Origin of the sequence: Streptomyces sp. NPDC002870 (genome assembly GCF_042888505.1) — a bacterium.
Taxonomy (GTDB): Bacteria; Actinomycetota; Actinomycetes; order Streptomycetales; family Streptomycetaceae; genus Streptomyces.
The window spans coordinates 55,937-76,781 of the sequence record NZ_JBIAPW010000036.1 but is presented as its reverse complement, the minus strand read 5'-3'; the positions used below and the strand labels follow the sequence as shown (position 1 = coordinate 76,781).

The window sequence follows — 20,845 nt, the reverse complement described above, 5'->3', positions numbered from 1 at the left end:
TCAGTGTCAGGTCGTAGGCTTGGTGTCCAGAGGTTGTCGAGCAGCGAGAACCCTGCAACGGGAGGTATGTGCAGGCCACAGAGCCGGCCCATGACTCAGACACCCACAGCCCAGACCCCGACGCAGGGGCAGGCACGAGCCCACTTCACCGTCCCCGCCAAGCATCCGATGGTGACGGTCCTGGGTTCGGGTGATGCCCTGCTGCGCGTGATCGAGAAGGCCTTCCCGGCGGCCGACATCCATGTCCGGGGCAATCAGGTCAGCGCGATCGGCGACGCGGCGGAAGTCGCTCTGATCCAGCGCCTGTTCGACGAGATGATGCTCGTGCTCCGCACCGGGCAGCCGATGACGGAGGACGCAGTGGAACGCTCGATCGCCATGCTCAGGGCCAGTGAGAGCGGCAATGGCGAGGTCGAGACGCCGGCCGAGGTGCTCACCCAGAACATCCTCTCCAGCCGCGGCCGGACCATCCGCCCCAAGACCCTCAACCAGAAGCGGTACGTCGACGCGATCGACAAGCACACCGTCGTGTTCGGAATCGGCCCCGCCGGTACCGGCAAGACGTATCTGGCCATGGCCAAGGCGGTCCAGGCTCTGCAGTCCAAGCAGGTCAACCGCATCATCCTGACCCGTCCCGCGGTGGAGGCGGGCGAGCGGCTCGGCTTCCTGCCCGGCACGCTGTACGAGAAGATCGACCCGTATCTGCGGCCGCTGTACGACGCGCTGCACGACATGCTCGACCCCGACTCGATCCCGCGGCTGATGGCGGCGGGCACGATCGAGGTCGCGCCGCTGGCGTACATGCGCGGCCGGACGCTCAACGACGCGTTCATCATCCTCGACGAGGCGCAGAACACCAGCGCCGAGCAGATGAAGATGTTCCTGACCCGGCTCGGCTTCGACTCGAAGATCGTCATCACCGGTGACGTCACCCAGGTCGACCTGCCGAACGGCACGAAGAGCGGACTGCGCCAGGTCCAGGGAATCCTGGAGGGCGTCGAGGACGTCCACTTCTCCCGGCTCACAAGTCAAGATGTCGTCCGGCACAAGCTCGTCGGCCGTATCGTCGACGCGTACGAAAAGTACGACGGTCAAAACGGTCAAAACGGGAAGTAGTCAGAGCGCGCCATGTCGATCGACGTCAACAACGAGTCCGGAACCGAGGTCGACGAGCAGGCGATCCTCGATGTCGCCCGCTATGCGCTCGCGCGGATGCGCATCCACCCGCTCTCCGAGCTCTCGGTGATCGTCGTGGACGCCGCGGCCATGGAGCAGCTGCACATCCAGTGGATGGACCTGCCAGGTCCGACCGATGTCATGTCCTTCCCGATGGACGAGCTTCGCCCGCCGGTCAAGGACGACGAGGAGCCCCCGCAGGGGCTCCTCGGTGACATCGTGCTCTGCCCCGAAGTCGCCCAGAAGCAGGGCGAAGAGGCTCCGACGCAGCACTCCATGGACGAGGAGCTCCAGCTCCTGACCGTCCATGGGGTGCTGCATCTGCTGGGTTACGACCACGAGGAGCCGAACGAGCGGGGCGAGATGTTCGGTCTCCAGGCGGCGATCATCGACGGCTGGCGGGCGGAGAAGGGCCTCACCGGTCCGTCCCCGGCGCCGACCGTCTCATGACCGGCCAACTGCTCGTCGGCGCGATTCTGCTGGTCGTCGTCGCCTGGCTCGCGGCCTGCGCGGAGGCCGGCATCGCGCGCGTCTCCAGCTTCCGCGCCGCCGAGGCCGAGCGCTCCGGGCGGCGCGGCTCCGCGAAGCTGGCGCAGGTCGCCGCCGACCCGACCCGCTATCTCAATGTCGCCCTGCTGGTACGGGTGGCATGCGAGATGGCGGCAGGCGTGCTGGTCACATACGTCTGTCTGCAGGAGTTCGCCGAGACCTGGCAGGCGCTGCTCGTCGCGATCGGCGTGATGGTGCTCGTCTCGTACGTCGCGGTAGGCGTATCCCCGCGCACCATCGGCCGCCAGCACCCGCTGAACACCGCCACGGCAGCGGCGTACGTCCTGCTCCCGCTCGCCAGCATCATGGGCCCCGTCCCGCAGCTGCTGATCCTCATCGGCAACGCGCTCACGCCCGGAAAGGGCTTCCGCAAGGGCCCGTTCGCGAGCGAGGCCGAGCTGCGGGCGATGGTGGACCTGGCCGAGCAGGAGTCGCTGATCGAGGACGACGAGCGCCGCATGGTGCACTCCGTCTTCGAGCTCGGCGACACTCTCGTACGCGAAGTGATGGTCCCCCGTACCGACCTGGTCTCCATCGAGCGCTTCAAGACCATCCGGCAGGCGCTCACCCTCGCCCTGCGCTCCGGCTTCTCCCGGATCCCGGTGACCGGGGAGAACGAGGACGACATCGTCGGTGTCGTCTACCTGAAGGACCTGGTCCGCAAGACGCACATCAACCGCGAGTCGGAGGCCGATCTGGTCTCCACGGCGATGCGGCCCGCGATGTTCGTGCCCGACACGAAGAACGCCGGGGATCTGCTGCGCGAGATGCAGCAGGAGCGCAACCATGTCGCCGTCGTCATCGACGAGTACGGCGGCACGGCCGGCATCGTCACGATCGAGGACATCCTGGAGGAGATCGTCGGCGAGATCACGGACGAGTACGACCGTGAACTGCCGCCGGTCGAGGACCTCGGCGACGGGCGCTTCCGGGTCACCGCCCGGCTCGACATCGGGGACCTCGGCGAGCTGTACGGCCTCGACGAACTCGACGACGAGGACGTGGAGACGGTCGGCGGCCTGCTGGCGAAGGCGCTCGGCCGGGTGCCGATCGCGGGGGCGTCCGCGCCGGTGGACTTGCCGGACGGGCGCACGCTGCGGCTTACGGCGGAGTCGCCGGCCGGCCGCCGGAACAAGATCGTCACGGTGCTGTCGGAGCCGGAGGAGAGGCAGTCCCTATGACCCCGCAGGAACTCAGGGCGTTCTGCCTGGAATTCAACGCGGCGGTGGAGGAGTTTCCGTTCGGGCCCGAGACGTCCGTCTTCAAGGTTCTCGGCAAACTCTTCGCCCTCAGCGCGCTGGACGCGGAGCCGCTCAGGGTGAACCTGAAGTGCGAGCCGGAGATCGCGGTCCAACTGCGCGCGGACCATCCGGCGATCACCCCCGGCTATCACATGAACAAGCGCCACTGGAACACCGTGACGGTCGGGGGGCTTTCGGACCGGATGGTTCGTGAACTGGTCGAGGACTCCTACGACTTGGTGGTGGCGGGCTTGCCGAAGGCGGAACGGCTGCGGCTGGACCGCCCTTGACCGGGCTCCGCCCCGCGCCCCCCGCCTTCAAACTCCCCCAGACTTCGTCCGGGGGGACCCCCACGAGGCTTGAAAGTCCGGCCGGACCGTGAATATCCGCCGGTCGGGCGGAACTTTTTGAGCCCGCTCCGGGGGCCTCGCCGTTTCCGTTCACGCCCGTCGATCTATGCTCGGGGCATGACGCAGAGTACCGACCTCGGCCCCGAGGACCGCAAGATCATCACGCTGGCGCGCAGCGCCCGGGCCCGTAACGGTGTGCCGGAGGGGGCGGCGGTACGGGACGAGACCGGGCGCACGTACGTCGCCGGGACCGTGGCGCTGGACTCGCTGAAGCTGAGCGCGCTGCAGACCGCCGTCGCCATGGCCGTGGCCAGCGGCGCGAAGTCGCTGGAGGCCGCGGCCGTCGTCTCCGATGCCGACGCCGCTTCCGAAGAGGACCGCGCCGCGGTACGTGACCTGGGCGGGCCCGCGACGCCGGTGCTGCTCGCCGGGCCCGACGGGGAGCTCAAGGCTTCGGTCGCCGCGGGCTGAGGACGCGCCCCAGCGGCAGGGAGAACTCTGCGCTCGCGGCCGGTTCGCCGCCGGGGCGGACATGACAGCACCGTTGTAACAGGGGTCGGCGTCACCTTTTGCGGTGGCGCCGATTCCCCTTCCGGCCTGCGGAAACGCGGATCTTGACAGTATCTGATGGGTCATCAGACGGTGCATTTCGATTCCATTGACTTCTTCCGGCCGTACCACGTCAATGGCCCCCGGCATTCCTCAGAAGGGGGCAATCATGGCTACAGCCACCCGAAGATCCGCTGCTCGAAGATCTGTCCCTCGCAAACCCGCCGGCCGCAGGCGGCGCTGGACCGCCGCACTGGGAACGGTCGCCCTTGTCGCCGGTACTGCGGCGCTCGCCGGGCCCGCGCACGCATTGGCCGCCGCCTCCGCACCGGTGGACTTCGCGACCCACTGCGTACCGCCGCCCATCGCCGGCATCCCGCCCATCGACGGCACCACGACCGCCCAGATCACCGTCGACAACGCCGCCCCCAAGGTCGGCGACACCGTCACGGTCACGTACACCGTCACCAAACCCGCCGCCAGCAACCCGGTCGACATCGCGCTCCCGGCCGACATCATGACGCCCAGCGGCAAGGTCGCCGTCGGCGGCGCACAGGCCGGCAGCGTCACCGTCACCGGACCCAAGAAGAATCCACCCGTCCCCGGCAAGGGCGCGTTCCCGCCGTTCTCGATGACCGGCACCTTCACGGTCACCGCGCCCGGCTCGATCACCCTCTCGCCCGGCGACTACAACATCCACACCAGCTACATCATGGAGCTGGACACCCCCTGCACGGTCATCGCTCCGCCCGCGCCCGTCTCCGAGACGATCGTCGCGACGGACCAGCCCGGCGCCAATGAGCGCTCCATCCAGCTGGCCGCGGCCTCCGGCAAGCCCGGCGACCAGGTCACCGTCACCGGCGCGAAGTTCACCCCGCTCGCCGACGTCACCGTCGTCGGACGGGCCGGAGCCGCCGAGACCGCCGACAGGACGACTTTCAAGTCCGACGCCAACGGCGGCTTCACCGCACAACTCAAGGTCAACGACAAGGCGACCACCGGCATCGTCGCGTACGAGGGCGCCGCCTGGTCCACGGACAAGGGCGCGGGCCCGGCGGCGTACACCGTCATCGACGACACCCCACTGCCCGGCAACAGCCAGAAGCTCAACTCCTCCGTCGCGGCAGGCACGTTGTCCATGTCCCAGGCCGGTGAAACCGTCGCTCTCTCGGCGGTCGACTTCGGCGCGGGCGGGGCGTCCACCGGCGATCTGAAGACGGTGACGGTCAAGGACTTCCGCGGCGGCCCCGCGGGCTGGTCGCTGACCGGTAAGGTCACCGACTTCACCGGGCCCGGCGGCAGGATCGACGCCGGCAAGCTCGGCTGGACGCCGGCCTGCACCACCAAGCAGGGCAGTCCCAGCACCTGCGTCGCCGGTTCGGCGGGAGCCGTCGGCAGCGCGGGCGCGACACTGGCCTCCACCCCCAACGGGGCGCTCACCGGAGGCGAGTTCACCGTGGACGCGAAGGTCTCGCTGAATGTCCCGGCGTACACCGCCCCCGGCGCGTACTCCGGCGTACTGACCCTCACGCTCACCTGACCGCGGCGAGTCAGCCACAGAACGAGTCAGCCACAGAACAAGAACAGCGGGCCGGGCGCGCACCCGGTCGGCCCGCCTCATCATGGGGGCTCCGCACATGCGCAAGCTGTACGTCCTGCTGATGCTGCCGGTCCTGGTCGTGCTGGTGCACGGATACGCCGCCGTCCCGGCCGCGCGCGCCGCCGACAACGGCAACTGGTCCGTCTATCCCGCCTCTCCCCCTCGCTCCGCCGGGGGGACCTCCACCGAGCCGGGCAGGCGGCCGTACTTCTACCTCTCGGCCGATCCCGGCACGACCCTCACCGACCGGGTGACCGTCACCAACAAGACCGCGGCCCCGCGGACCTTCCGGCTCTACGCGGCCGACGCGTACAACACCGAGCGGGACGGCGGCTTCGCCGTACGCGCGCGAAGCGAGAAGCAGCGCGGCGTCGGCGCATGGGCCACGCTCGACCGCGAGCGGGTCACCGTCCCGGCGAACAGCTCGGTCACCGTGCCGTACACCCTCGCGGTCCCCGAAGGGGCCGAGCCCGGCGACCACCCCGGCGCGGTCGTCGCCCTCGACGAACGCGTCCGCCCCTCGACGGGTTCTGTCGCCGTCGGCATACAGCAGGCTGTCGGCGCGCGCGTCTATCTGCGGGTGGGCGGCCCCACCGTGCCCGCGCTCTCCGTCGAGAACGTCGAACTCACCCATCAGCAGCCCCTGGTGCCGGGCACCGGCGAGAGCAGCGCGCTGATCTCGTACACGCTCCACAACCGCGGCAATGTCACCCTCAACCCCAAGGTCGCGCTCAAGGCGGAGGGCCTTTTCGGACGCGATCTGCTCAGCCGCGAGCTGACGAAGATCCCCTCCGAACTGCTGCCGCGTCAGAAGATCCGCCTGACCGAACGCTGGTCGGGCGCCCCCCGGCTCGAATGGGGCGAGGTCCGGCTCACGGCCAGCGCGCGGGACGTCCGCGAGTCGGCAGGGGCCTCCTTCTTCGCGCTGCCGTGGCTGGTCGCGGTGGTGCTCGCGGCGGCCCTTGCGGGGGCGGGAGTGTGGGCGCGGCTGCGGCTTCGGCGGCCGGGCGTACTCCGGGGCGCGTGACATCAGGGAGAATGGGCGCCATGAGCGCTCGTACTGATGAGAACAACGGCCCCCACCGGGCCGGCTTCGCCTGCTTCGTAGGCCGCCCCAACGCGGGCAAGTCCACCCTCACGAACGCTCTCGTCGGCCAGAAGGTGGCGATCACCTCCAGCCGGCCGCAGACGACCCGGCACACGGTGCGCGGCATCGTGCACCGCCCCGAAGCGCAGCTGATCCTGGTGGACACCCCAGGCCTGCACAAGCCGCGCACGCTGCTCGGCGAGCGTCTCAACGACATCGTCCGGACGACGTGGGCCGAGGTCGACGTGATCGGCTTCTGCCTGCCCGCGAACGAGAAGCTCGGCCCCGGCGACCGCTTCATCGCCAAGGAGCTCGCGGGGATCAAGAAGACCCCGAAGGTCGCGATCGTCACCAAGACCGACCTGGTCGACTCCAGGACCCTCGCCGAGCAGCTCATCGCGATCGACCGGCTCGGCAAGGAGCTGGGCATGGAGTGGGCGGAGATCGTCCCGGTCTCTGCGGTCGGCGGAAAGCAGGTCCAGCTGGTTGCCGACCTGCTGATCCCGCTGCTGCCCGAGGGCCCCACGCTCTACCCGGAGGGCGATCTCACCGACGAGCCCGAGCTGGTCATGGTCGCGGAGCTGATCCGCGAGGCCGCGCTGGAAGGCGTACGGGACGAGCTGCCGCACTCGATCGCGGTGGTGGTGGAGGAGATGCTGCCGCGCGAGGACCGCCCGGCGGACAAGCCGCTGCTGGACATCCACGCGAACGTCTACATCGAGCGCCCCAGCCAGAAGGGCATCATCATCGGCCCGAAGGGCAAGCGCCTGAAGGAAGTCGGCACCAAGTCCCGCAAGCACATCGAGGCGCTGCTGGGCACGCCGGTCTTCCTGGACCTGCATGTGAAGGTCGCCAAGGACTGGCAGCGGGACCCGAAGCAGCTGCGCAAGCTGGGGTTCTGATCCATAACGGCGGCCCGCGCACCGCGGACGAGACCCTGCTGGCGCTCGTCCGGGACTTCGCGGTCGCCCAGGGGGACGGCGCGGACGCCGCCTCGGCGTCGGCGCCCGCGCCCTTCAGGCGCCTTCCTTGAGGACGCGCGAGATCAGCTGCTGCTGCGCCTCGGACAGCCGGGGATCGGAGCAGTACACCGTCCGCTCGTCGACCGTGATCTGGTAGCTGAACCCGTCCGGCACCCCGACCGGCGGCGTGCCCCGGCCGCCGGCCACCGCCTGCTCGGCCAGGGCGTGCCACTCGCTCGCATCGGTCCGCCCCGAGGTGTCCACCTCGGCGAACCGCTCGATGCCGGCGAATCCTCCCGTGCGCCTTACCTGAATTCGCATGGGTCCTGTTTAGTACGAGAACGCCTCAGTTGGTAGGCACCCCGACCTGGGACCACGCTTTCAGCAGAGCCTCCTGCTCCGCGCCCTCGCCGTAGCGAGCGCGCGCGGCGGCCACTGTCAGGGCCGCGAAGTCGCTGAACTGCGCCGTCGTCGTGAGCTCGCCGCCGGTCAGCACGTCGTACCAGATCTGGCCCGCCCGCTCCCACGCACTGCCGCCCAGCGCGGTGGCGGCCAAGTAGAAGGCGTGGTTCGGGATCCCCGAGTTGATGTGGACGCCGCCGTTGTCGCGGCCGGTCTTGACGTAGTCCTCCATCGTCGCGGGCTGCGGGTCCTTGCCGAGGACATCGTCGTCGTACGCCGTACCCGGCTCCTTCATCGAGCGCAGGGCGACCCCCGTGACGTTCGGGCCGAGCAGGCCCGCGCCGATCAGCCAGTCGGCCTGGTCGGCGCTCTGGCCGAGGGAGTACTGCTTGATCAGCGAGCCGAAGACGTCCGACATGGACTCGTTCAGTGCGCCGGACTGGCTGAAGTACTCCAGGTTCGCGGTGTGCTGCGTGACACCGTGCGCGAGCTCGTGCCCGATCACGTCGACGGGCAGCGTGAAGTCCAGGAACAGATCGTCGTCGCCGTCGCCGAAGACCATCCGCTCGCCGTCCCAGAAGGCGTTTCCGTACTTCTCGCCGTAGTGGACGGTCGCGTTCAGAGGCAGGCCGGCGTCGTCGATGGAGCGGCGGCCGTACGCCGTGAGAAACAGCTCGAAGGTCGCGCCGAGGCCCGCGTGGGCGCGGTTGACCGTGGCGTCCTTGGCCGGCTCGTCACTCTCCGAGTGCACCTTCTTGCCCGGTACGGTCTCGCGGTGCTGGGCGTCGTAGATCGTGCGGTTCGGCTTGTCAGAGGCGGTGCCACGCACGCTCGGAGCGAGGCCGCGGACCGTGGTGATCCGGCGGCGGGTGCGCTGGAGGGCGTCGTGCTCGAGCGTACGGGCGGCGGGCTCGGCGATCGCGGGGTCCTCGGCGCGGGCCAGTTTGTCGAGGACATGCGGCGGCACGATGGTGCAGAAGACCGGGTTTACCCGGCGGGCGTTTGCGTCCATGCGGGCGACTGTGGCACTGGGTCATACAGCTGTCACTAGTTGCCACCATGATTGATGAAATGGAGTGATGGATCACCGTTTACCCGTAACCGAAGTTGTGTCCCGCATAGTGATACGGGACGTCCGCTTCTCGTGAGCCTCGGCTATGGTGATGCGCATCATGCGTTTCGGGCTGCTTCTCCTTAGCTGCCGCGGCGAGGGCCTGTAGTCGTAGGCCGACCCCCTCCCCGCGGGATCTGCTGCTGCTTCGACTCAGTCGGCCGTCCAACTTGATGGACCCCCGAGGAGCCCTACGCAAATGTCTGACCATTCTGTCGGTCGCCCCACGCCCGTCACCAACGCGACCCACACCCAGAAGCCTTCCGGGATGCCGATCCACAAGTACGGCACGTACGACGCCGTGGACATCCCCGACCGCACCTGGCCCGACAAACGGATCACCAAAGCCCCCCGCTGGCTGTCGACCGATCTGCGCGACGGCAACCAGGCCCTGATCGACCCGATGTCGCCGGCCCGTAAGCGCGAGATGTTCGACCTGCTCGTACGCATGGGCTACAAGGAGATCGAGGTCGGCTTCCCGTCCTCCGGCGAGACCGACTTCGCGTTCGTACGCTCCATCATCGAAGAGGGCGCGATCCCCGAGGACGTGACGATCTCCGTCCTGACCCAGGCGCGCGAGGAGCTGATCGAGCGCACCGTCGAGTCACTGCGCGGCGCGCACCGGGCCACCGTCCACCTGTACAACGCCACCGCGCCCACCTTCCGCCGGGTCGTCTTCCGCGGCTCGAAGGAGCAGGTCAAGCAGATCGCCGTGGACGGCACGCGGCTGGTGATGGAGTACGCCGAGAAGATCCTCACTGACGAGACGATCTTCGGCTACCAGTACAGCCCGGAGATCTTCACCGACACCGAGCTGGACTTCGCGCTGGAGGTCTGCGAGGCCGTCTGTGACGTCTGGCAGCCGGAGGCCGGACGCGAGATCATCCTCAACCTGCCCGCCACGGTGGAGCGTTCGACTCCGTCCACGCACGCCGACCGCTTCGAGTGGATGTCGCGCAATCTGTCGCGCCGTGAGTACGTCTGCCTGTCCGTGCACCCGCACAACGACCGCGGCACCGCCGTCGCCGCCGCCGAGCTGGCGATCATGGCGGGCGCGGACCGGATCGAGGGCTGTCTGTTCGGCCAGGGCGAGCGCACCGGCAACGTCGACCTGGTGACGCTGGGCATGAACCTGTTCTCGCAGGGCGTCGACCCGCAGATCGACTTCTCGCAGATCGACGAGATCCGCCGTACGAGCGAGTACTGCAATCAGATGGAGATCCACCCGCGCCACCCCTACGCGGGCGATCTGGTCTACACCGCCTTCTCCGGCTCCCACCAGGACGCCATCAAGAAGGGCTTCGACGCGCTGGAGGCCGACGCGGCCGCCCAGGGCAAGACGGTCGACGACATCGAGTGGGCCGTGCCGTATCTGCCCATCGACCCGAAGGACGTCGGCCGCTCCTACGAGGCGGTCATCCGGGTCAACTCGCAGTCCGGCAAGGGCGGTATCGCGTACGTCCTGAAGAACGACCACAAGCTGGACCTGCCGCGCCGGATGCAGATCGAGTTCTCGAAGATCATCCAGACGAAGACGGACACCGAGGGCGGCGAGGTCACGCCGACGGCGATCTGGTCGGTCTTCCAGGACGAGTACCTGCCGAACCCGGACAACGCGTGGGGCCGTATCCAGCTGCGCTCCGGCCAGACCACCACCGACACCGACGGCGTCGACACGCTGACCGTCGAGGCGGTCGTGGACGGCGTGGAGACCGTGCTGACCGGCTCCGGCAACGGTCCGATCTCGGCGTTCTTCGAGGCGCTGAACGTGGTGGGCGTGGACGCCAGGCTGCTGGACTACCAGGAGCACACGATGAGCGAGGGCGCCTCGGCGCAGGCGGCGTCGTACATCGAGTGCGCGATCGACGGGAAGGTGCTGTGGGGCATGGGCATCGACGCGAACACGACGCGGGCGTCGCTGAAGGCGGTCGTCTCCGCGGTGAACCGGGCCGCGCGCTAGGACACAGGGCGCGGCGAGGGCTGACCCGGGTCCGCCCGGCGGCCGCTCGTTCGGCGGCCGACGGACGGGCCTGGAATCCAGGCCCGTCCGTCGCGTCACGGCCCACACGGCCGTCGAAGAGGACATCTCCGGAACGAATTCCACTCATCGCTGCTTGGTTTCGCATGTGCGTTTGAAGGGGCGGCCGGGCAGTCGGGGGTGTCCGGTGCTGGGGCGACAGGGCAGGCCAGTGGGGTACTGACCCACGGGACGACACGGCCCGTCGCCGGGTTCCCGGCGAGGGCGAGGATCGGCCATGTCCAGTCGTACTGTTGCCGGGGTACTGACGCCGCCTCACCGCTGTGGCTAACATCACGTCAACGCGGCAACGTTGCCGTGGGCGCCCTCGTGCCCGAAGGGCTACGGGGGAGTTACGGAGGTGGGACGTGCAGCCAGCCCGAGGACTATTCGGCCGAAAAGTGCTGGTCTGCGGCGTTCATACAGCCTGGAACACTGTGGGCGACGGTGAGTTCTTCTGTCCCGGTTGCGGAGGCGACCGCAACTACCGCCGACGCACCGGCCGCCGTCGCCTCACCGTCCTCGGTGTGCCGCTGCTTCCGCGCGGCTCGGCGGGCCCGGTCGTCGAATGCGCCGCCTGCCACAGCCACTTCGGCATGGAGGCCCTCGACCACCCCACCACCGCCCGCTTCTCCGCGATGCTCCGTGACGCCGTCCACACCGTCGCCCTCGCCGTGCTCGCCGCCGGCGGCACGTCCTCCCGCTCGGTCCGCGAGACCGCCGTCGCGACGGTTCGCGCGGCAGGCCTCGACGACTGCACGGAGGACCAGCTCACGGGCCTGATCGAGGCCCTCGCCGCGGACACCGGCCGTTTCGTCACCGACGCCGGGCCCTTTGGCGCCGCGCTCGCCATCGAGCTCCACGAGGCGCTGGAGCCGCTCGCGCCGCACCTGGCCCCCGCGGGCCGCGAGTCGATCCTGCTGCAGGGCGCGCGGATCGCCCTGGCGGACGGGCCGTACAGCCCGGCGGAGCGGGATGTGCTGGCGACGGTGGGGGCTGCGCTGCGGCTGTGCGCGGACGACACGGCGCGATTGCTGGCGGCGGCGCGTACGCCGTTCTAGCGGCGCGCGCGACGGCGGCTCCGCGGGGCTTTTTTCCCGCCCCGCCAAGGCCTCCGCGTGCTCGACTCACCCCCGCGCCGCCGCGCGCAGTGCGGCTTCGGTGAGGGTGGTCGCGGTGTGCACGGCGCTGGCGATGGCGTCGTCGGGGCTGAGGCCGCACAGGTCGGTGAGGGCGAAGAGGGCTTCGGCGCTGACGACCACGGCGAGATCCCGCTTGAGCTGGGCGAGGGCTTCCGGATCCGTCGCCCCCAGCGTGTCCTCCAGGGGCGCGAGCGCATGGTCGATCAACCCGAAACGGATACCGGGCCTCGCGGAAGCCGCCTCCGGGCGGGTGATGGTCGCCGCGATCACGGCGCGCACCGCCCCCTGACGGAGGAGTACCCCGCGGAGCAGGAACTCGCAGGCGAAGGCGGTCCGTTCGGCGGGGTCGGTGGAGTCCGCGACCGGCGCGAGTGCCTCGGCGGGGGGCGGCCAGGCGCCGGCCAGGGCCTCGCCGATCAGCGAGGGGAGGTCGGGGAAGTAGCGGTAGGCGGTGGCCTCGGAGACCAGGGCCGCGCGCGCGATCGCAGGCATCGTCACCTCGGCGCCCGTGCCGATGAGTTCGCGGGCGGCTTCGATGATCGCCGTACGCGTGCGCCTCTTCTGGTTGCTGCGGCCGGTGTCGGTCTGCGTCGCCATCGGTACGTCCCCTTTCCTGCCCGTCCGCAGGCACCTTATCACTGCTCGCTCTCGTCATGAGAGTTCGCTTGCGTGACGAGGGCCGTCCCTCTAGTCTCCTTCGTGAGAGTTGGCTCTCGCGAAGGAGACGGCAATGACACAGGTTTCCGTGGTCGGCCCGGACGACGGCGAGACGATCCGGCTGGGACCGGCACAGATCCGCATCCTCGAGGACGGCAGCACCACCGGACACCGTCTCGGGATCGGCGAGATCACCCTCGCCCCGCACACCGAAGGGCCGCCGCAGCACCGGCACGCCGAGCACGACGAGGGTTTCTACGTCGTCTCGGGCACCGTGCACTTCACCGTCGCAGAGACGACGCACGTCGCACCGGCCGGCACTCTCGCGATGATCCCGCCCGGCGCGCCGCACACCTTCGCCAACCTCGGCGACGAACCGGCCGTGATGCTCAACACCTTCACGCCCGACCTGTACGTGCAGTACTTCCGCGACCTGCGGGACATGATCGCCGGCGGGCAGGAGCTGACCCCGCAGGCGACCGTCCACGCGATGAGCCGTTACGCCACCGTCCCCGCCACCGACTACGCATGACGGCTCGCGTCAGTGACCACCTCGGCAACCGCCCGCAGCCACCCCGGCAACCGCCCCTGCAGTCACCCCGGCAACTACCCACGCGGGTAACCGATTTGGAGACCCCATGACCAGCACCCCCCGCACGATCACCCTCACCCTCGACTCCGGCGACGTCGACCTGGACTTCACCGTGGACGAGCGGGGCGGGACCGGCCAGGGGCATCCCTTCCTCCTCCTGCACGGCGGCGGCGGTCCGCAGACCGTCGCGGGGTTCGCCGGGCTCCTCGCCGAGCAGCGGCCGGCCCGGGTCATCACCCCCGTCCACCCCGGCTTCGGCGGGAGGGCCCGGCCCGACTGGCTGACCGACGTCCCCACCCTCGCCCAGGTCTACGCAACGCTGCTGGACGAACTCGGCCTGGAGGGCGTCACCGTCGTCGGCAACTCCATAGGCGGCTGGATCACCGCCGAACTGGCCCTGCTCGGCAGCGACCGGGTCAGCAGTGCCGTCCTCGTCAACGCCGCCGGCATCCACGTCCCCGGCCACCCGGTCGCCGACCCCTTCACCCTGACGCCCGCCGAACTGTCCGCTCTCGCCTTCCACGACCCCGCGAAGTTCGCCGTCGACCCGAGCACGTTCTCCGAGGCGCAGCGCGCGGGCGCGGCCGCCAACCGGGCCGCGGTGCAGGTCTATTCGGGCCCGCACGCCATGGCCGACCCCACCCTGCGCGAGCGCCTGGCCAAGGTCGCCCACCCGGTCCTCGTCGCGTGGGGCGAGAGCGACCAGGTCGTCGACACCGAGTACGGACGCGCGTACGCCGCCGCCATCCCCGGCGCCCGGTTCGAACTCCTCCCCCGTACCGGTCACATGCCCCAGGTCGAGACCCCCGGGCAACTCCTGCCCGTGGTCTGGGACTTCGCCGACTCCCACGCCGCCAACCGGCTGGGCGGCTGACAACGACCGGAGGAGCCGACATGTCCGAACCCGGCCGCGGGCGGAATACGCCCGTCCTGGCCGTCTGCTGCCTGAGCGTGCTGCTGGTCAGCCTCGACGTCACCATCCTCAACGTCGCACTGCCCTCGGTGCAGCAGGACCTGAACTCCTCGGTCTCCGGTCTGCAGTGGACGCTCGACGCGTACACCATCGTGCTGGCCTCGCTGCTGACCCTGGCAGGCGCCACCGCCGACCGTGTCGGACGGCGGCGGATCTTCCAGCTCGGTCTCGTGCTCTTCACGGTCGGGTCGGCCCTGTGCAGCCTGGCGCCCACGACGGGGTGGCTGGTGGTCTTCCGCATGGTGCAGGCGGTGGGCGGCAGCATGCTCACCCCCGTCGCCATGGCCATCCTCGCCAACACCTTCACCGAGCCACGGGAGCGGGCACGGGCCATCGGCGTCTGGGGCGGGGTGGTCGGCTTCAGCATGGCGGCCGGGTCGGTCCTCGGCGGCGTACTCGTGGAGTCGGCCGGGTGGCGGTCGGTGTTCTGGCTGAACGTCCCGATCGGACTGGCCGCGCTGCTGCTCGCCGCGCTGTTCGTCCCGGAGTCCTGCTCGCCACGGGCCCGACGGGCGGACCCGGTGGGGCAACTCCTGGTGATCGCCCTGCTCGGCACACTGACGTACGCGATCATCGAGGCGCCCGGCGAGGGCTGGACCTCGCCGCCGATCGTGGCCTGCCTGATCATCGCGGCGGGCGCGCTGGCCGCCTTCGTGCCGTACGAGAACCGGCGCGCCGAACCGCTGATCGAGCCGCGGCTCTTTCGCAGCGCGCCCTTCAGCGGGGCCACCGCGACGGCGGTCTTCGCCTTCGCCGCGCTCGGCGGTTTCCTCTTCGCCAACACCCTCTACCTGCAACAGGTGTTGGGGCTGAGTGCCCTGAGCACCGGGCTGCACCTGCTGCCGATGGCCGTCCTGTCCCTGGTGTGCCCACCGCTGTCCGGGCGGATCGTGGGGAGCCGCGGCCCGCGGATTCCGCTGCTGCTCGCAGGGGCCGGCATCACCGCCAGCGGCGTACTGGCCGTCGCCGCCACCCGCTCCCCCCACCCCTCCGACACCCTGCTGTACGTCACATACGCCCTGTTCGGTCTCGGCTTCGGCTTCGTCAACGCACCGATCACCTATACGGCGGTGTCCGGCATGCCGCGCGCCCAGGCGGGGGTCGCCGCCGCGGTCGCCGCGACCAGCCGTCAGGTCGGCTCCTCACTCGGCATCGCGGTGATCGGCGCCGCGGTCGCCGCCGGGGCACGCCCGGCGGCCTGGTGGATCATCGCCGGCTGCGGAACGGCCATCCTGGTCCTGGGCACCCTCACATCCGGCCGCTGGGCCGCCGCCACCGCCGAACGCGCGACCGATCCCGGGTCAGAACCCCGGCAAAGTGACCACACCCACCGAGACACGCACCGAGACACCCACCGCCACACTCACCGTCACACCCACCGACAGAGAGGGCAGCAGCAGTGATCACCCGCAGGACATTCACGGGCGGACTGGCCGCAGGCGTCGCGACGGCGGGCGCCCCCGCCTCCCAGGCATGGGCATCGCCTCAGGAGGACGAAGCGCCGTCCCACCGCCGCCCGCCGGTACGCAACGTCGTACTCGTACACGGCGCGTACGCGGACGGCTCAAGCTGGTCGGAGGTGATCGAACGCCTCCATGCGGCCGGCATGAACGTGACGTCCGTACAGAACCCGCTGACATCACTCGCCGACGACGTCGCCGCGACGGAGCGAGCCCTGGCCCTCCAGGACGGACCGACGATCCTGGCCGCACACTCCTGGGGCGGCACGGTCATCTCGCAGGCGGGCCTCGCCAGTAACGTCACCGGCCTCGTGTACGTCGCCGCCCGCGCGCCCGACGCAGGGGAGGACTACACGGCCCTGGCCGCCAAGTTCCCCACCCCGCCAACTCCCAACTGGTCGAGTCCGGCGGCTTCAAGCAACTCACCAAGCTGGGCTTCCTCAGAGACTTCGCAGGCGGCGTCCCCCGCCACCGCGCCCTGACGCTCTACGCGGCCCAAGGCCGCGTCGCCGCCTCCCTCTTCCCCACATCGACGACCACAGTGGCCGCCTGGCGCCACATGCCCACCTGGTACGCGATCTCCACCCAGGACAGAACGACGTCCCCCGACCTCCAGCGTTTCCTGGCCCGGCGCATGCACGCCGACACCATCGAAGTCCCGACCAGCCACCTGTCGGTCCTCACCCACCCCGACACGATCACCAGCCTGATCCTCAAAGCGGCCCACACGACCTGACGCCAGCAAAGGAAGCCAGGTCGGACAAATCCCTGACCTGGCTTCCCGATGATCGCGGGGTCCGGGGCGGAGCCCCGTGAAACAGGGTTACGCCTCGCTCGCCCGCCGCATCGCCTCGCGCTCGACGATCTTCACCCGCTCCCGCCCCTGTGCCGCCCCCAGCGCCCGCTCCGCTGCGTCCAGCCGGTGCCACCCCTCCCAGGTGGTGTACGAAACACCCCTCGCCTCAAGGAAGTTGACGACCGCCTCCTCGCCCGGCGCGCCAGGCGTCCGCAGTCGCCCGTTGCCGTGGTCGTCCAGCAGATTGGCGACCGTCTCGTTCGCGTCGCCCTTGGTGTGGCCGATCAGGCCGACCGGGCCGCGCTTGATCCAGCCCGTGACGTACGTCGACCGCAGGTGCTCCCCGCCCTCGATGACCCGCCCGCCCTCGTGCGGAACCGTGCCGGTGAGGAAGTCGAAGGGCAGCTTCGGCAGTTCGTCGGAGAGATAGCCGACAGCGCGGTACACGGCCTGCACGTCCCAGGTGCGCGTCTCGCCCGTGCCGGTGACATTGCCCGTGCCGTCCAGCCGGGTGCGCTCCGTGCGCAGCCCCACCACCCGGCCGTCCTCGCCGAGGACTTCGTCAGGGGACTCGAAGAAGTGCAGGAACAGCTTGTGCGGCCGGTCGCCGACGTCGCGGATCGCCCAGTTCTCCAGCGTCTTCGCGACCATGTCCGCCTGCTTGTTGGCGCGGCGGGTGGCGATCGAGCCCTCGTCGTAGTCGATGTCCTCGGGGTCGACGATCACCTCGATGTTCGGCGAGTGGTCGAGCTCCCGCAGCTCCATCGGGCTGAACTTGGCCTGCGCGGGGCCGCGCCGCCCGAACACGTGCACCTCAAGCGCCTTGTTGGCGGCCAGGCCGTCGTACACATTCGGCGGGATCTCGGTCGGCAGCAGCTCGTCCGCGGTCTTCGCCAGGATGCGGGCCACGTCCAGGGCGACATTGCCGACGCCGAGCACGGCCACCTTCTCGGCCTCCAGCGGCCAGGTGCGCGGCACATCCGGGTGGCCGTCGTACCAGGACACGAAGTCGGCGGCCCCGTACGAGCCGTCCAGCTCCATGCCGGGGATGTCCAGGGCCCGGTCTGCGTCCGCGCCCGTGGAGAAGATCACCGCGTCGTAGAACTCCCGCAGATCGTCCAGGCTGATGTCGCTCGGGTAGTCGACATTTCCGAAGAGACGTATCTGCGGCTTGTCGAGCACCTGGTGGAGGGCGGTGATGATGCCCTTGATCCGCGGGTGGTCGGGCGCGACGCCGTACCGGATCAGTCCGAAGGGCGCGGGCATCCGCTCGAAGAGGTCGATGGAGACGCCGGGCTCGACGGCGGCCTCGGACTTCAGCAGCGCGTCGGCGGCGTAGATCCCGGCGGGGCCGGCACCGACGATCGCGATCCGCAGAGGGCGGGGCATGAATGGTTCCCTTCGAACGAGGTCCACGGGGCGTGATCCGGCGAGTGAGGCGGCCCGGCGCGTGTACAGAGGGAGCCGGCTCTCCTACGCCACTCTGGCAACGGCGGTCCCACCGCGGTACCCGCCCTGTACCTATGAACCCATAAGCCTGATCTATGACCCGGCTCCCGGGAGGGGCGGGGGTAAGGACACCCTAACCTCCCGCCCTCGGGCCGCCCGCGGGGGGCCCTGCCCCGGTCTCGTATCGCGCCGTGGGGCATCACGCGGGAAGCTGGACGCCAGGAGGATCTGCCCGGGCGAAGGGGCCCCCGCAATGAATGCTGTCGAAAACACGGCACCCGGCGGCCGTCTCGCCGCCGCGCTCGAGAGTCCGATCGTCTGGATGTCCCCGTGGATCATCTTCTCGGTCGTTGTGGGCCCGGGCCGGTTCGAACTGGCGGTGGCCCTCGCCCTCGCCGTGTCGGTGGCACTCTTCGTCACGGCGCGGCTGCTCTACCGCGGGATCTCGCTCAAGATCCTGGAAGTGGCGGACATCCTCTTCTTCGCCCTGCTCGCCGGCGCCGGAGCCGCCGCGTCGCCAGGCAGCCTCAGATGGCTGGAGACCTACGCGGGCGAGATGTCCAACCTCGCGCTGGTCGTCATCGCCTTCGGCTCGATGGCCGTACGGGTGCCTTTCACCATGCAGTACGCACGCGAACGCGTCGGCCCGGAGTACTGGAAGTCGCCGGAGTTCCTCCAGGCCAACCAAGTGATCACCGGCATCTGGGGCGCGGCCTTCCTCGTGGCGGCCATCGCGGGCGGCTTCGGCGACCTTGTCCTGCACAACCCGAACAACATCTGGACCGCGTGGATCATCCAGATCGCGGCGATCGTCACCGCGCTGAGCTTCACCGAGTGGTACCCACAGGTCGTCCGCAGCAGGAACCGCGCCGGTGAGCCCCCGCCACCGGTGCGCAATCTGCTGATCCCGCTGGCGGGCCTGATCATCCCGGTGGGCGTCGTCTCCCTGATCTTCGACGCCGCGGCGTCCTGGTTCGGCGTGGCGCTGATCCTCATCGGGGTGATCCTGGCCCGCGCCATCAACAAGGACGCGGAGATGGCGCGTCCTAGCAGCGGACAGCGGCGACGAAGGAAGTCCAACTGGCGGCTCCGATGACGAGGACGGGGCCGTCGGGGTTCTTGCTGTCGCGGACGGGAACGACGCCGGGGATGTCGTCGAGGACTTCGACGCAGGACTCCCCGCCGTCGCCGCCGCTGTGAGTGCTCTTACGCCACTCGGCTGCGCCGGGGAAGTCGTACGCCACCTCGACGCATTCGCCGCCGTCGCCGTCGCTGTAGGTGCTCTTGCGCCACCGGGCGGTGCTCAGGTCGTACTCACGCATCGTCTGAAGTCCTCCGCCGCCGACTCGATCATGGTCAGGGTCGCCTCCGGCGACAGCGCGGCGGCCCTCAGCAGATCGTATGTGCCCTGCACCCGCTTCACTAGGGCTGGATCGTCCAGCAGATTCCCCGAATACACCGCTTCTGTATAGGCGGTTGGCGGTGCGTCCTCGAACTCCATGAGCCTCAGCATCTTGCCCATCTGTGGGTGGGCACCCGCTGCATATGGCAGTACCTGGATCAGAGCCTTGCGCTCGACCGCCAGCGCCGCGATGTGGTCCAGCTGGCGCGCCATCGTGGCGGGTCCGCCCGCGGGGATGCGCAGCGTGGTCTCGTGCAGGATGCCCCAATACATCGGCCGTGCGGCGTCCTTGAGGATTTGTGCGCGGTCAAGGCGCGCCTTGACCGTCTCCTGGACGTACTCGTCGGTGGCGAGCGGATTGCTCGCCAGGATGACTGCCTGGGCGTACTCCGCGGTCTGGAGGAGCCCCGGGACCACCGTTGGCGCGAAGTCACACACCTTCGTCGCCAGCGACTCAAGCTCAGCCGCGGCCGCGAAGTAGTCCGCGTACCGCGAAGTACTGATCAGCTTCCGCCACATCCGCTCGAAAAAGCCTCCGGTTTGCAGCGTCTCATCGATCCGCTGCGCCACATCCAATTGCGGCTTCCGAATGGCCTGTTCGAATTGACCGATGTACCCACCGGACACGAAAACCCGCGCGCCCAGCGCCGCCTGAGTGAATCCCGCCTCCTCCCGGAGCCGCTTCAACTCCGCCCCGAAGAACTCCCAAGCCGCCTGCCGTGAACCATTGGCCATCGATCAAACCCCTTGTGCAGCTGCCCAGTTGTAGTGCGCATACCCCTGTCGAGAGTAGCTGCGCTCCGTCACCGTTGTAATCCGAAACGTGAAATCGGATCGGGAAGGGAAGTCATGGCGCACAAGGAAAACCCGCGGCACTCGGTGGAATGCATCGAAGAGGCGGAGGAAGCTGTGAACAAATTGCGTACGGCCCTGGAGCTGTGCGGCATTACCCTGCCGTCGCTGCGCCTGGAGCCCGCTTCGTACGCACGCGAGGTGCCCTGCCCCCTGGTCGAATTGGGGCGCTGCACCGTCGACACCGTCCGCAAGCTCACGGCAGCACTGCCGAAGGAAGAAGGAGGAGTGGCACGGTGACGCCGCCCGTCGGGTCCTACGTCGTCGACATCACCACAGGGCAGGTGGGCCTGCTCATGGGGGAGGCGGGCCCGCGGCTGCTGCTGAGACCGGTCGGCGGGGGCCGGGAGTGGGAGTGCGAGCCGGACGCGGTCCGGCCCGCGACCGCGGCGGAGCGGATCAGCGCGACGATGGCGTACGTGAACGCCCGCAGCCGGGGCGAGGTGACCTGACGCCGGCCGTCCGGTGCCCGCTGTTG

Annotated in this window: 24 protein-coding genes; 18 read left to right on the top strand and 6 right to left on the bottom strand. The window is 69.6% G+C overall.

The window, feature by feature from the left end; translation table 11 throughout:
• The first annotated feature begins 90 nt into the window (after nucleotides 1-90).
• From ACFYWY_RS31795 to era, 8 genes are all read left to right on the top strand, one after another.
• Nucleotides 91-1,116, top strand: a complete 1,026-nt coding sequence (locus ACFYWY_RS31795) for a PhoH family protein (protein WP_389192787.1) — start codon at nucleotides 91-93, stop codon at nucleotides 1,114-1,116.
• Between the two features lie 12 nt (nucleotides 1,117-1,128).
• Nucleotides 1,129-1,626, top strand: coding sequence for an rRNA maturation RNase YbeY (gene ybeY, locus ACFYWY_RS31790; protein ID WP_389192784.1), 498 nt, complete (start codon nucleotides 1,129-1,131; stop codon nucleotides 1,624-1,626).
• Nucleotides 1,623-2,906 (top strand): hemolysin family protein, encoded by a 1,284-nt coding sequence (locus tag ACFYWY_RS31785; RefSeq protein WP_389192781.1) that lies wholly within the window; start codon nucleotides 1,623-1,625, stop codon nucleotides 2,904-2,906. Before ybeY ends, ACFYWY_RS31785 begins: the two co-directional genes overlap by 4 nt.
• A complete protein-coding gene (locus tag ACFYWY_RS31780) occupies nucleotides 2,903-3,256 on the top strand; it encodes an MmcQ/YjbR family DNA-binding protein (RefSeq protein ID WP_389192778.1) in 354 nt (117 codons plus the stop codon). The genes ACFYWY_RS31785 and ACFYWY_RS31780 overlap by 4 nt, the downstream gene beginning before the upstream one ends.
• 177 nt (nucleotides 3,257-3,433) lie before the next feature.
• A complete protein-coding gene (locus ACFYWY_RS31775; RefSeq protein WP_389192776.1) occupies nucleotides 3,434-3,787 on the top strand; it encodes a cytidine deaminase in 354 nt (117 codons plus the stop codon).
• A gap of 247 nt (nucleotides 3,788-4,034) precedes the next feature.
• Nucleotides 4,035-5,405 carry a beta-xylosidase gene (locus ACFYWY_RS31770; protein WP_389192773.1) on the top strand — a complete coding sequence of 457 codons (1,371 nt, stop codon included), beginning with the start codon at nucleotides 4,035-4,037 and terminating at the stop codon, nucleotides 5,403-5,405.
• A 97-nt stretch (nucleotides 5,406-5,502) separates the two neighbouring features.
• Nucleotides 5,503-6,492, top strand: a complete 990-nt coding sequence (locus ACFYWY_RS31765; RefSeq protein ID WP_389192770.1) for a WxL protein peptidoglycan domain-containing protein — start codon at nucleotides 5,503-5,505, stop codon at nucleotides 6,490-6,492.
• 20 nt (nucleotides 6,493-6,512) lie between these two features.
• Nucleotides 6,513-7,454, top strand: a complete 942-nt coding sequence (gene era, locus ACFYWY_RS31760; RefSeq protein ID WP_389192767.1) for a GTPase Era — start codon at nucleotides 6,513-6,515, stop codon at nucleotides 7,452-7,454.
• Nucleotides 7,455-7,568: 114 nt separating this feature from the next.
• Here era and ACFYWY_RS31755 read toward each other — a convergent pair whose 3' ends face one another.
• Both ACFYWY_RS31755 and ACFYWY_RS31750 read right to left on the bottom strand, forming a co-directional pair.
• Nucleotides 7,569-7,835: a protealysin inhibitor emfourin gene (locus ACFYWY_RS31755; protein WP_389192764.1), complete on the bottom strand. Its 267-nt coding sequence runs from the start codon at nucleotides 7,833-7,835 to the stop codon at nucleotides 7,569-7,571.
• Nucleotides 7,836-7,860: 25 nt separating this feature from the next.
• A complete protein-coding gene (locus ACFYWY_RS31750) occupies nucleotides 7,861-8,928 on the bottom strand; it encodes a M4 family metallopeptidase (RefSeq protein WP_389192761.1) in 1,068 nt (355 codons plus the stop codon).
• A gap of 298 nt (nucleotides 8,929-9,226) precedes the next feature.
• On the opposite strand from ACFYWY_RS31750, the gene leuA reads away from it, so the two are divergent.
• Together leuA and ACFYWY_RS31740 are read left to right on the top strand one after the other, a co-directional pair.
• On the top strand, nucleotides 9,227-10,987 hold the full coding sequence (gene leuA / locus ACFYWY_RS31745; RefSeq protein ID WP_389192758.1) for a 2-isopropylmalate synthase: 1,761 nt from the start codon (nucleotides 9,227-9,229) through the stop codon (nucleotides 10,985-10,987).
• Between the two features lie 425 nt (nucleotides 10,988-11,412).
• Nucleotides 11,413-12,105 carry a TerB family tellurite resistance protein gene (locus ACFYWY_RS31740; RefSeq protein ID WP_389192755.1) on the top strand — a complete coding sequence of 231 codons (693 nt, stop codon included), beginning with the start codon at nucleotides 11,413-11,415 and terminating at the stop codon, nucleotides 12,103-12,105.
• Nucleotides 12,106-12,171: 66 nt separating this feature from the next.
• On the opposite strand, the gene ACFYWY_RS31735 is transcribed toward ACFYWY_RS31740, so the two are convergent.
• Entirely contained in the window at nucleotides 12,172-12,783 is a 612-nt protein-coding gene (locus ACFYWY_RS31735) for a TetR/AcrR family transcriptional regulator (protein WP_389192752.1), read from the bottom strand.
• 133 nt (nucleotides 12,784-12,916) lie between these two features.
• Here ACFYWY_RS31735 and ACFYWY_RS31730 point away from each other — a divergent pair, with 133 nt between their 5' ends.
• The 5 genes from ACFYWY_RS31730 (at nucleotide 12,917) to ACFYWY_RS31710 (ending at nucleotide 16,604) form a co-directional block, all read left to right on the top strand.
• Nucleotides 12,917-13,375, top strand: coding sequence for a cupin domain-containing protein (locus tag ACFYWY_RS31730; RefSeq protein WP_389192749.1), 459 nt, complete (start codon nucleotides 12,917-12,919; stop codon nucleotides 13,373-13,375).
• A gap of 106 nt (nucleotides 13,376-13,481) precedes the next feature.
• Nucleotides 13,482-14,309, top strand: coding sequence for an alpha/beta fold hydrolase (locus ACFYWY_RS31725; RefSeq protein WP_389192746.1), 828 nt, complete (start codon nucleotides 13,482-13,484; stop codon nucleotides 14,307-14,309).
• A 20-nt stretch (nucleotides 14,310-14,329) separates the two neighbouring features.
• Nucleotides 14,330-15,811 carry an MFS transporter gene (locus ACFYWY_RS31720; RefSeq protein ID WP_389192744.1) on the top strand — a complete coding sequence of 494 codons (1,482 nt, stop codon included), beginning with the start codon at nucleotides 14,330-14,332 and terminating at the stop codon, nucleotides 15,809-15,811.
• Nucleotides 15,808-16,350, top strand: coding sequence for an alpha/beta fold hydrolase (locus ACFYWY_RS31715; protein WP_389192742.1), 543 nt, complete (start codon nucleotides 15,808-15,810; stop codon nucleotides 16,348-16,350). Before ACFYWY_RS31720 ends, ACFYWY_RS31715 begins: the two co-directional genes overlap by 4 nt.
• Nucleotides 16,263-16,604 carry an alpha/beta hydrolase gene (locus ACFYWY_RS31710; RefSeq protein ID WP_389192834.1) on the top strand — a complete coding sequence of 114 codons (342 nt, stop codon included), beginning with the start codon at nucleotides 16,263-16,265 and terminating at the stop codon, nucleotides 16,602-16,604. The genes ACFYWY_RS31715 and ACFYWY_RS31710 overlap by 88 nt, the downstream gene beginning before the upstream one ends.
• Nucleotides 16,605-16,691: 87 nt before the next feature.
• On the opposite strand, the gene ACFYWY_RS31705 is transcribed toward ACFYWY_RS31710, so the two are convergent.
• Entirely contained in the window at nucleotides 16,692-18,053 is a 1,362-nt protein-coding gene (locus ACFYWY_RS31705; protein WP_389192740.1) for an FAD-dependent oxidoreductase, read from the bottom strand.
• Nucleotides 18,054-18,366: 313 nt separating this feature from the next.
• Here ACFYWY_RS31705 and ACFYWY_RS31700 point away from each other — a divergent pair, with 313 nt between their 5' ends.
• Nucleotides 18,367-19,209, top strand: coding sequence for a hypothetical protein (locus ACFYWY_RS31700; RefSeq protein ID WP_389192738.1), 843 nt, complete (start codon nucleotides 18,367-18,369; stop codon nucleotides 19,207-19,209).
• On the opposite strand, the gene ACFYWY_RS31695 is transcribed toward ACFYWY_RS31700, so the two are convergent.
• A complete protein-coding gene (locus tag ACFYWY_RS31695; RefSeq protein WP_389192735.1) occupies nucleotides 19,160-19,435 on the bottom strand; it encodes a DUF397 domain-containing protein in 276 nt (91 codons plus the stop codon). The genes ACFYWY_RS31700 and ACFYWY_RS31695 overlap by 50 nt on opposite strands.
• The gene (locus ACFYWY_RS31690) at nucleotides 19,417-20,250 is read right to left on the bottom strand and encodes a Scr1 family TA system antitoxin-like transcriptional regulator (protein WP_389192732.1); all 834 of its coding nucleotides are present in this window, start codon (nucleotides 20,248-20,250) and stop codon (nucleotides 19,417-19,419) included. Before ACFYWY_RS31690 ends, ACFYWY_RS31695 begins: the two co-directional genes overlap by 19 nt.
• A 114-nt stretch (nucleotides 20,251-20,364) precedes the next feature.
• Here ACFYWY_RS31690 and ACFYWY_RS31685 point away from each other — a divergent pair, with 114 nt between their 5' ends.
• Nucleotides 20,365-20,607 (top strand): hypothetical protein, encoded by a 243-nt coding sequence (locus tag ACFYWY_RS31685; RefSeq protein ID WP_389192729.1) that lies wholly within the window; start codon nucleotides 20,365-20,367, stop codon nucleotides 20,605-20,607.
• Nucleotides 20,604-20,819: a hypothetical protein gene (locus tag ACFYWY_RS31680; RefSeq protein WP_389192726.1), complete on the top strand. Its 216-nt coding sequence runs from the start codon at nucleotides 20,604-20,606 to the stop codon at nucleotides 20,817-20,819. The genes ACFYWY_RS31685 and ACFYWY_RS31680 overlap by 4 nt, the downstream gene beginning before the upstream one ends.
• Nucleotides 20,820-20,845 lie beyond the last annotated feature (26 nt).

What these genes read in the sequence shown, in the direction of transcription:
- ACFYWY_RS31795 (WP_389192787.1), top strand. Translation starts at nt 91, where the DNA reads ATGACTCAGACACCCACAGCCCAGACCCCGACGCAGGGGCAGGCACGA.
- ybeY (WP_389192784.1), top strand. Translation starts at nt 1,129, where the DNA reads ATGTCGATCGACGTCAACAACGAGTCCGGAACCGAGGTCGACGAGCAG.
- ACFYWY_RS31785 (WP_389192781.1), top strand. Translation starts at nt 1,623, where the DNA reads ATGACCGGCCAACTGCTCGTCGGCGCGATTCTGCTGGTCGTCGTCGCC.
- ACFYWY_RS31780 (WP_389192778.1), top strand. Translation starts at nt 2,903, where the DNA reads ATGACCCCGCAGGAACTCAGGGCGTTCTGCCTGGAATTCAACGCGGCG.
- ACFYWY_RS31775 (WP_389192776.1), top strand. Translation starts at nt 3,434, where the DNA reads ATGACGCAGAGTACCGACCTCGGCCCCGAGGACCGCAAGATCATCACG.
- ACFYWY_RS31770 (WP_389192773.1), top strand. Translation starts at nt 4,035, where the DNA reads ATGGCTACAGCCACCCGAAGATCCGCTGCTCGAAGATCTGTCCCTCGC.
- ACFYWY_RS31765 (WP_389192770.1), top strand. Translation starts at nt 5,503, where the DNA reads ATGCGCAAGCTGTACGTCCTGCTGATGCTGCCGGTCCTGGTCGTGCTG.
- era (WP_389192767.1), top strand. Translation starts at nt 6,513, where the DNA reads ATGAGCGCTCGTACTGATGAGAACAACGGCCCCCACCGGGCCGGCTTC.
- ACFYWY_RS31755 (WP_389192764.1), bottom strand. Translation starts at nt 7,835, where the DNA reads ATGCGAATTCAGGTAAGGCGCACGGGAGGATTCGCCGGCATCGAGCGG.
- ACFYWY_RS31750 (WP_389192761.1), bottom strand. Translation starts at nt 8,928, where the DNA reads ATGGACGCAAACGCCCGCCGGGTAAACCCGGTCTTCTGCACCATCGTG.
- leuA (WP_389192758.1), top strand. Translation starts at nt 9,227, where the DNA reads ATGTCTGACCATTCTGTCGGTCGCCCCACGCCCGTCACCAACGCGACC.
- ACFYWY_RS31735 (WP_389192752.1), bottom strand. Translation starts at nt 12,783, where the DNA reads ATGGCGACGCAGACCGACACCGGCCGCAGCAACCAGAAGAGGCGCACG.
- ACFYWY_RS31730 (WP_389192749.1), top strand. Translation starts at nt 12,917, where the DNA reads ATGACACAGGTTTCCGTGGTCGGCCCGGACGACGGCGAGACGATCCGG.
- ACFYWY_RS31725 (WP_389192746.1), top strand. Translation starts at nt 13,482, where the DNA reads ATGACCAGCACCCCCCGCACGATCACCCTCACCCTCGACTCCGGCGAC.
- ACFYWY_RS31720 (WP_389192744.1), top strand. Translation starts at nt 14,330, where the DNA reads ATGTCCGAACCCGGCCGCGGGCGGAATACGCCCGTCCTGGCCGTCTGC.
- ACFYWY_RS31705 (WP_389192740.1), bottom strand. Translation starts at nt 18,053, where the DNA reads ATGCCCCGCCCTCTGCGGATCGCGATCGTCGGTGCCGGCCCCGCCGGG.
- ACFYWY_RS31700 (WP_389192738.1), top strand. Translation starts at nt 18,367, where the DNA reads ATGAATGCTGTCGAAAACACGGCACCCGGCGGCCGTCTCGCCGCCGCG.
- ACFYWY_RS31695 (WP_389192735.1), bottom strand. Translation starts at nt 19,435, where the DNA reads ATGCGTGAGTACGACCTGAGCACCGCCCGGTGGCGCAAGAGCACCTAC.
- ACFYWY_RS31690 (WP_389192732.1), bottom strand. Translation starts at nt 20,250, where the DNA reads ATGGCCAATGGTTCACGGCAGGCGGCTTGGGAGTTCTTCGGGGCGGAG.
- ACFYWY_RS31685 (WP_389192729.1), top strand. Translation starts at nt 20,365, where the DNA reads ATGGCGCACAAGGAAAACCCGCGGCACTCGGTGGAATGCATCGAAGAG.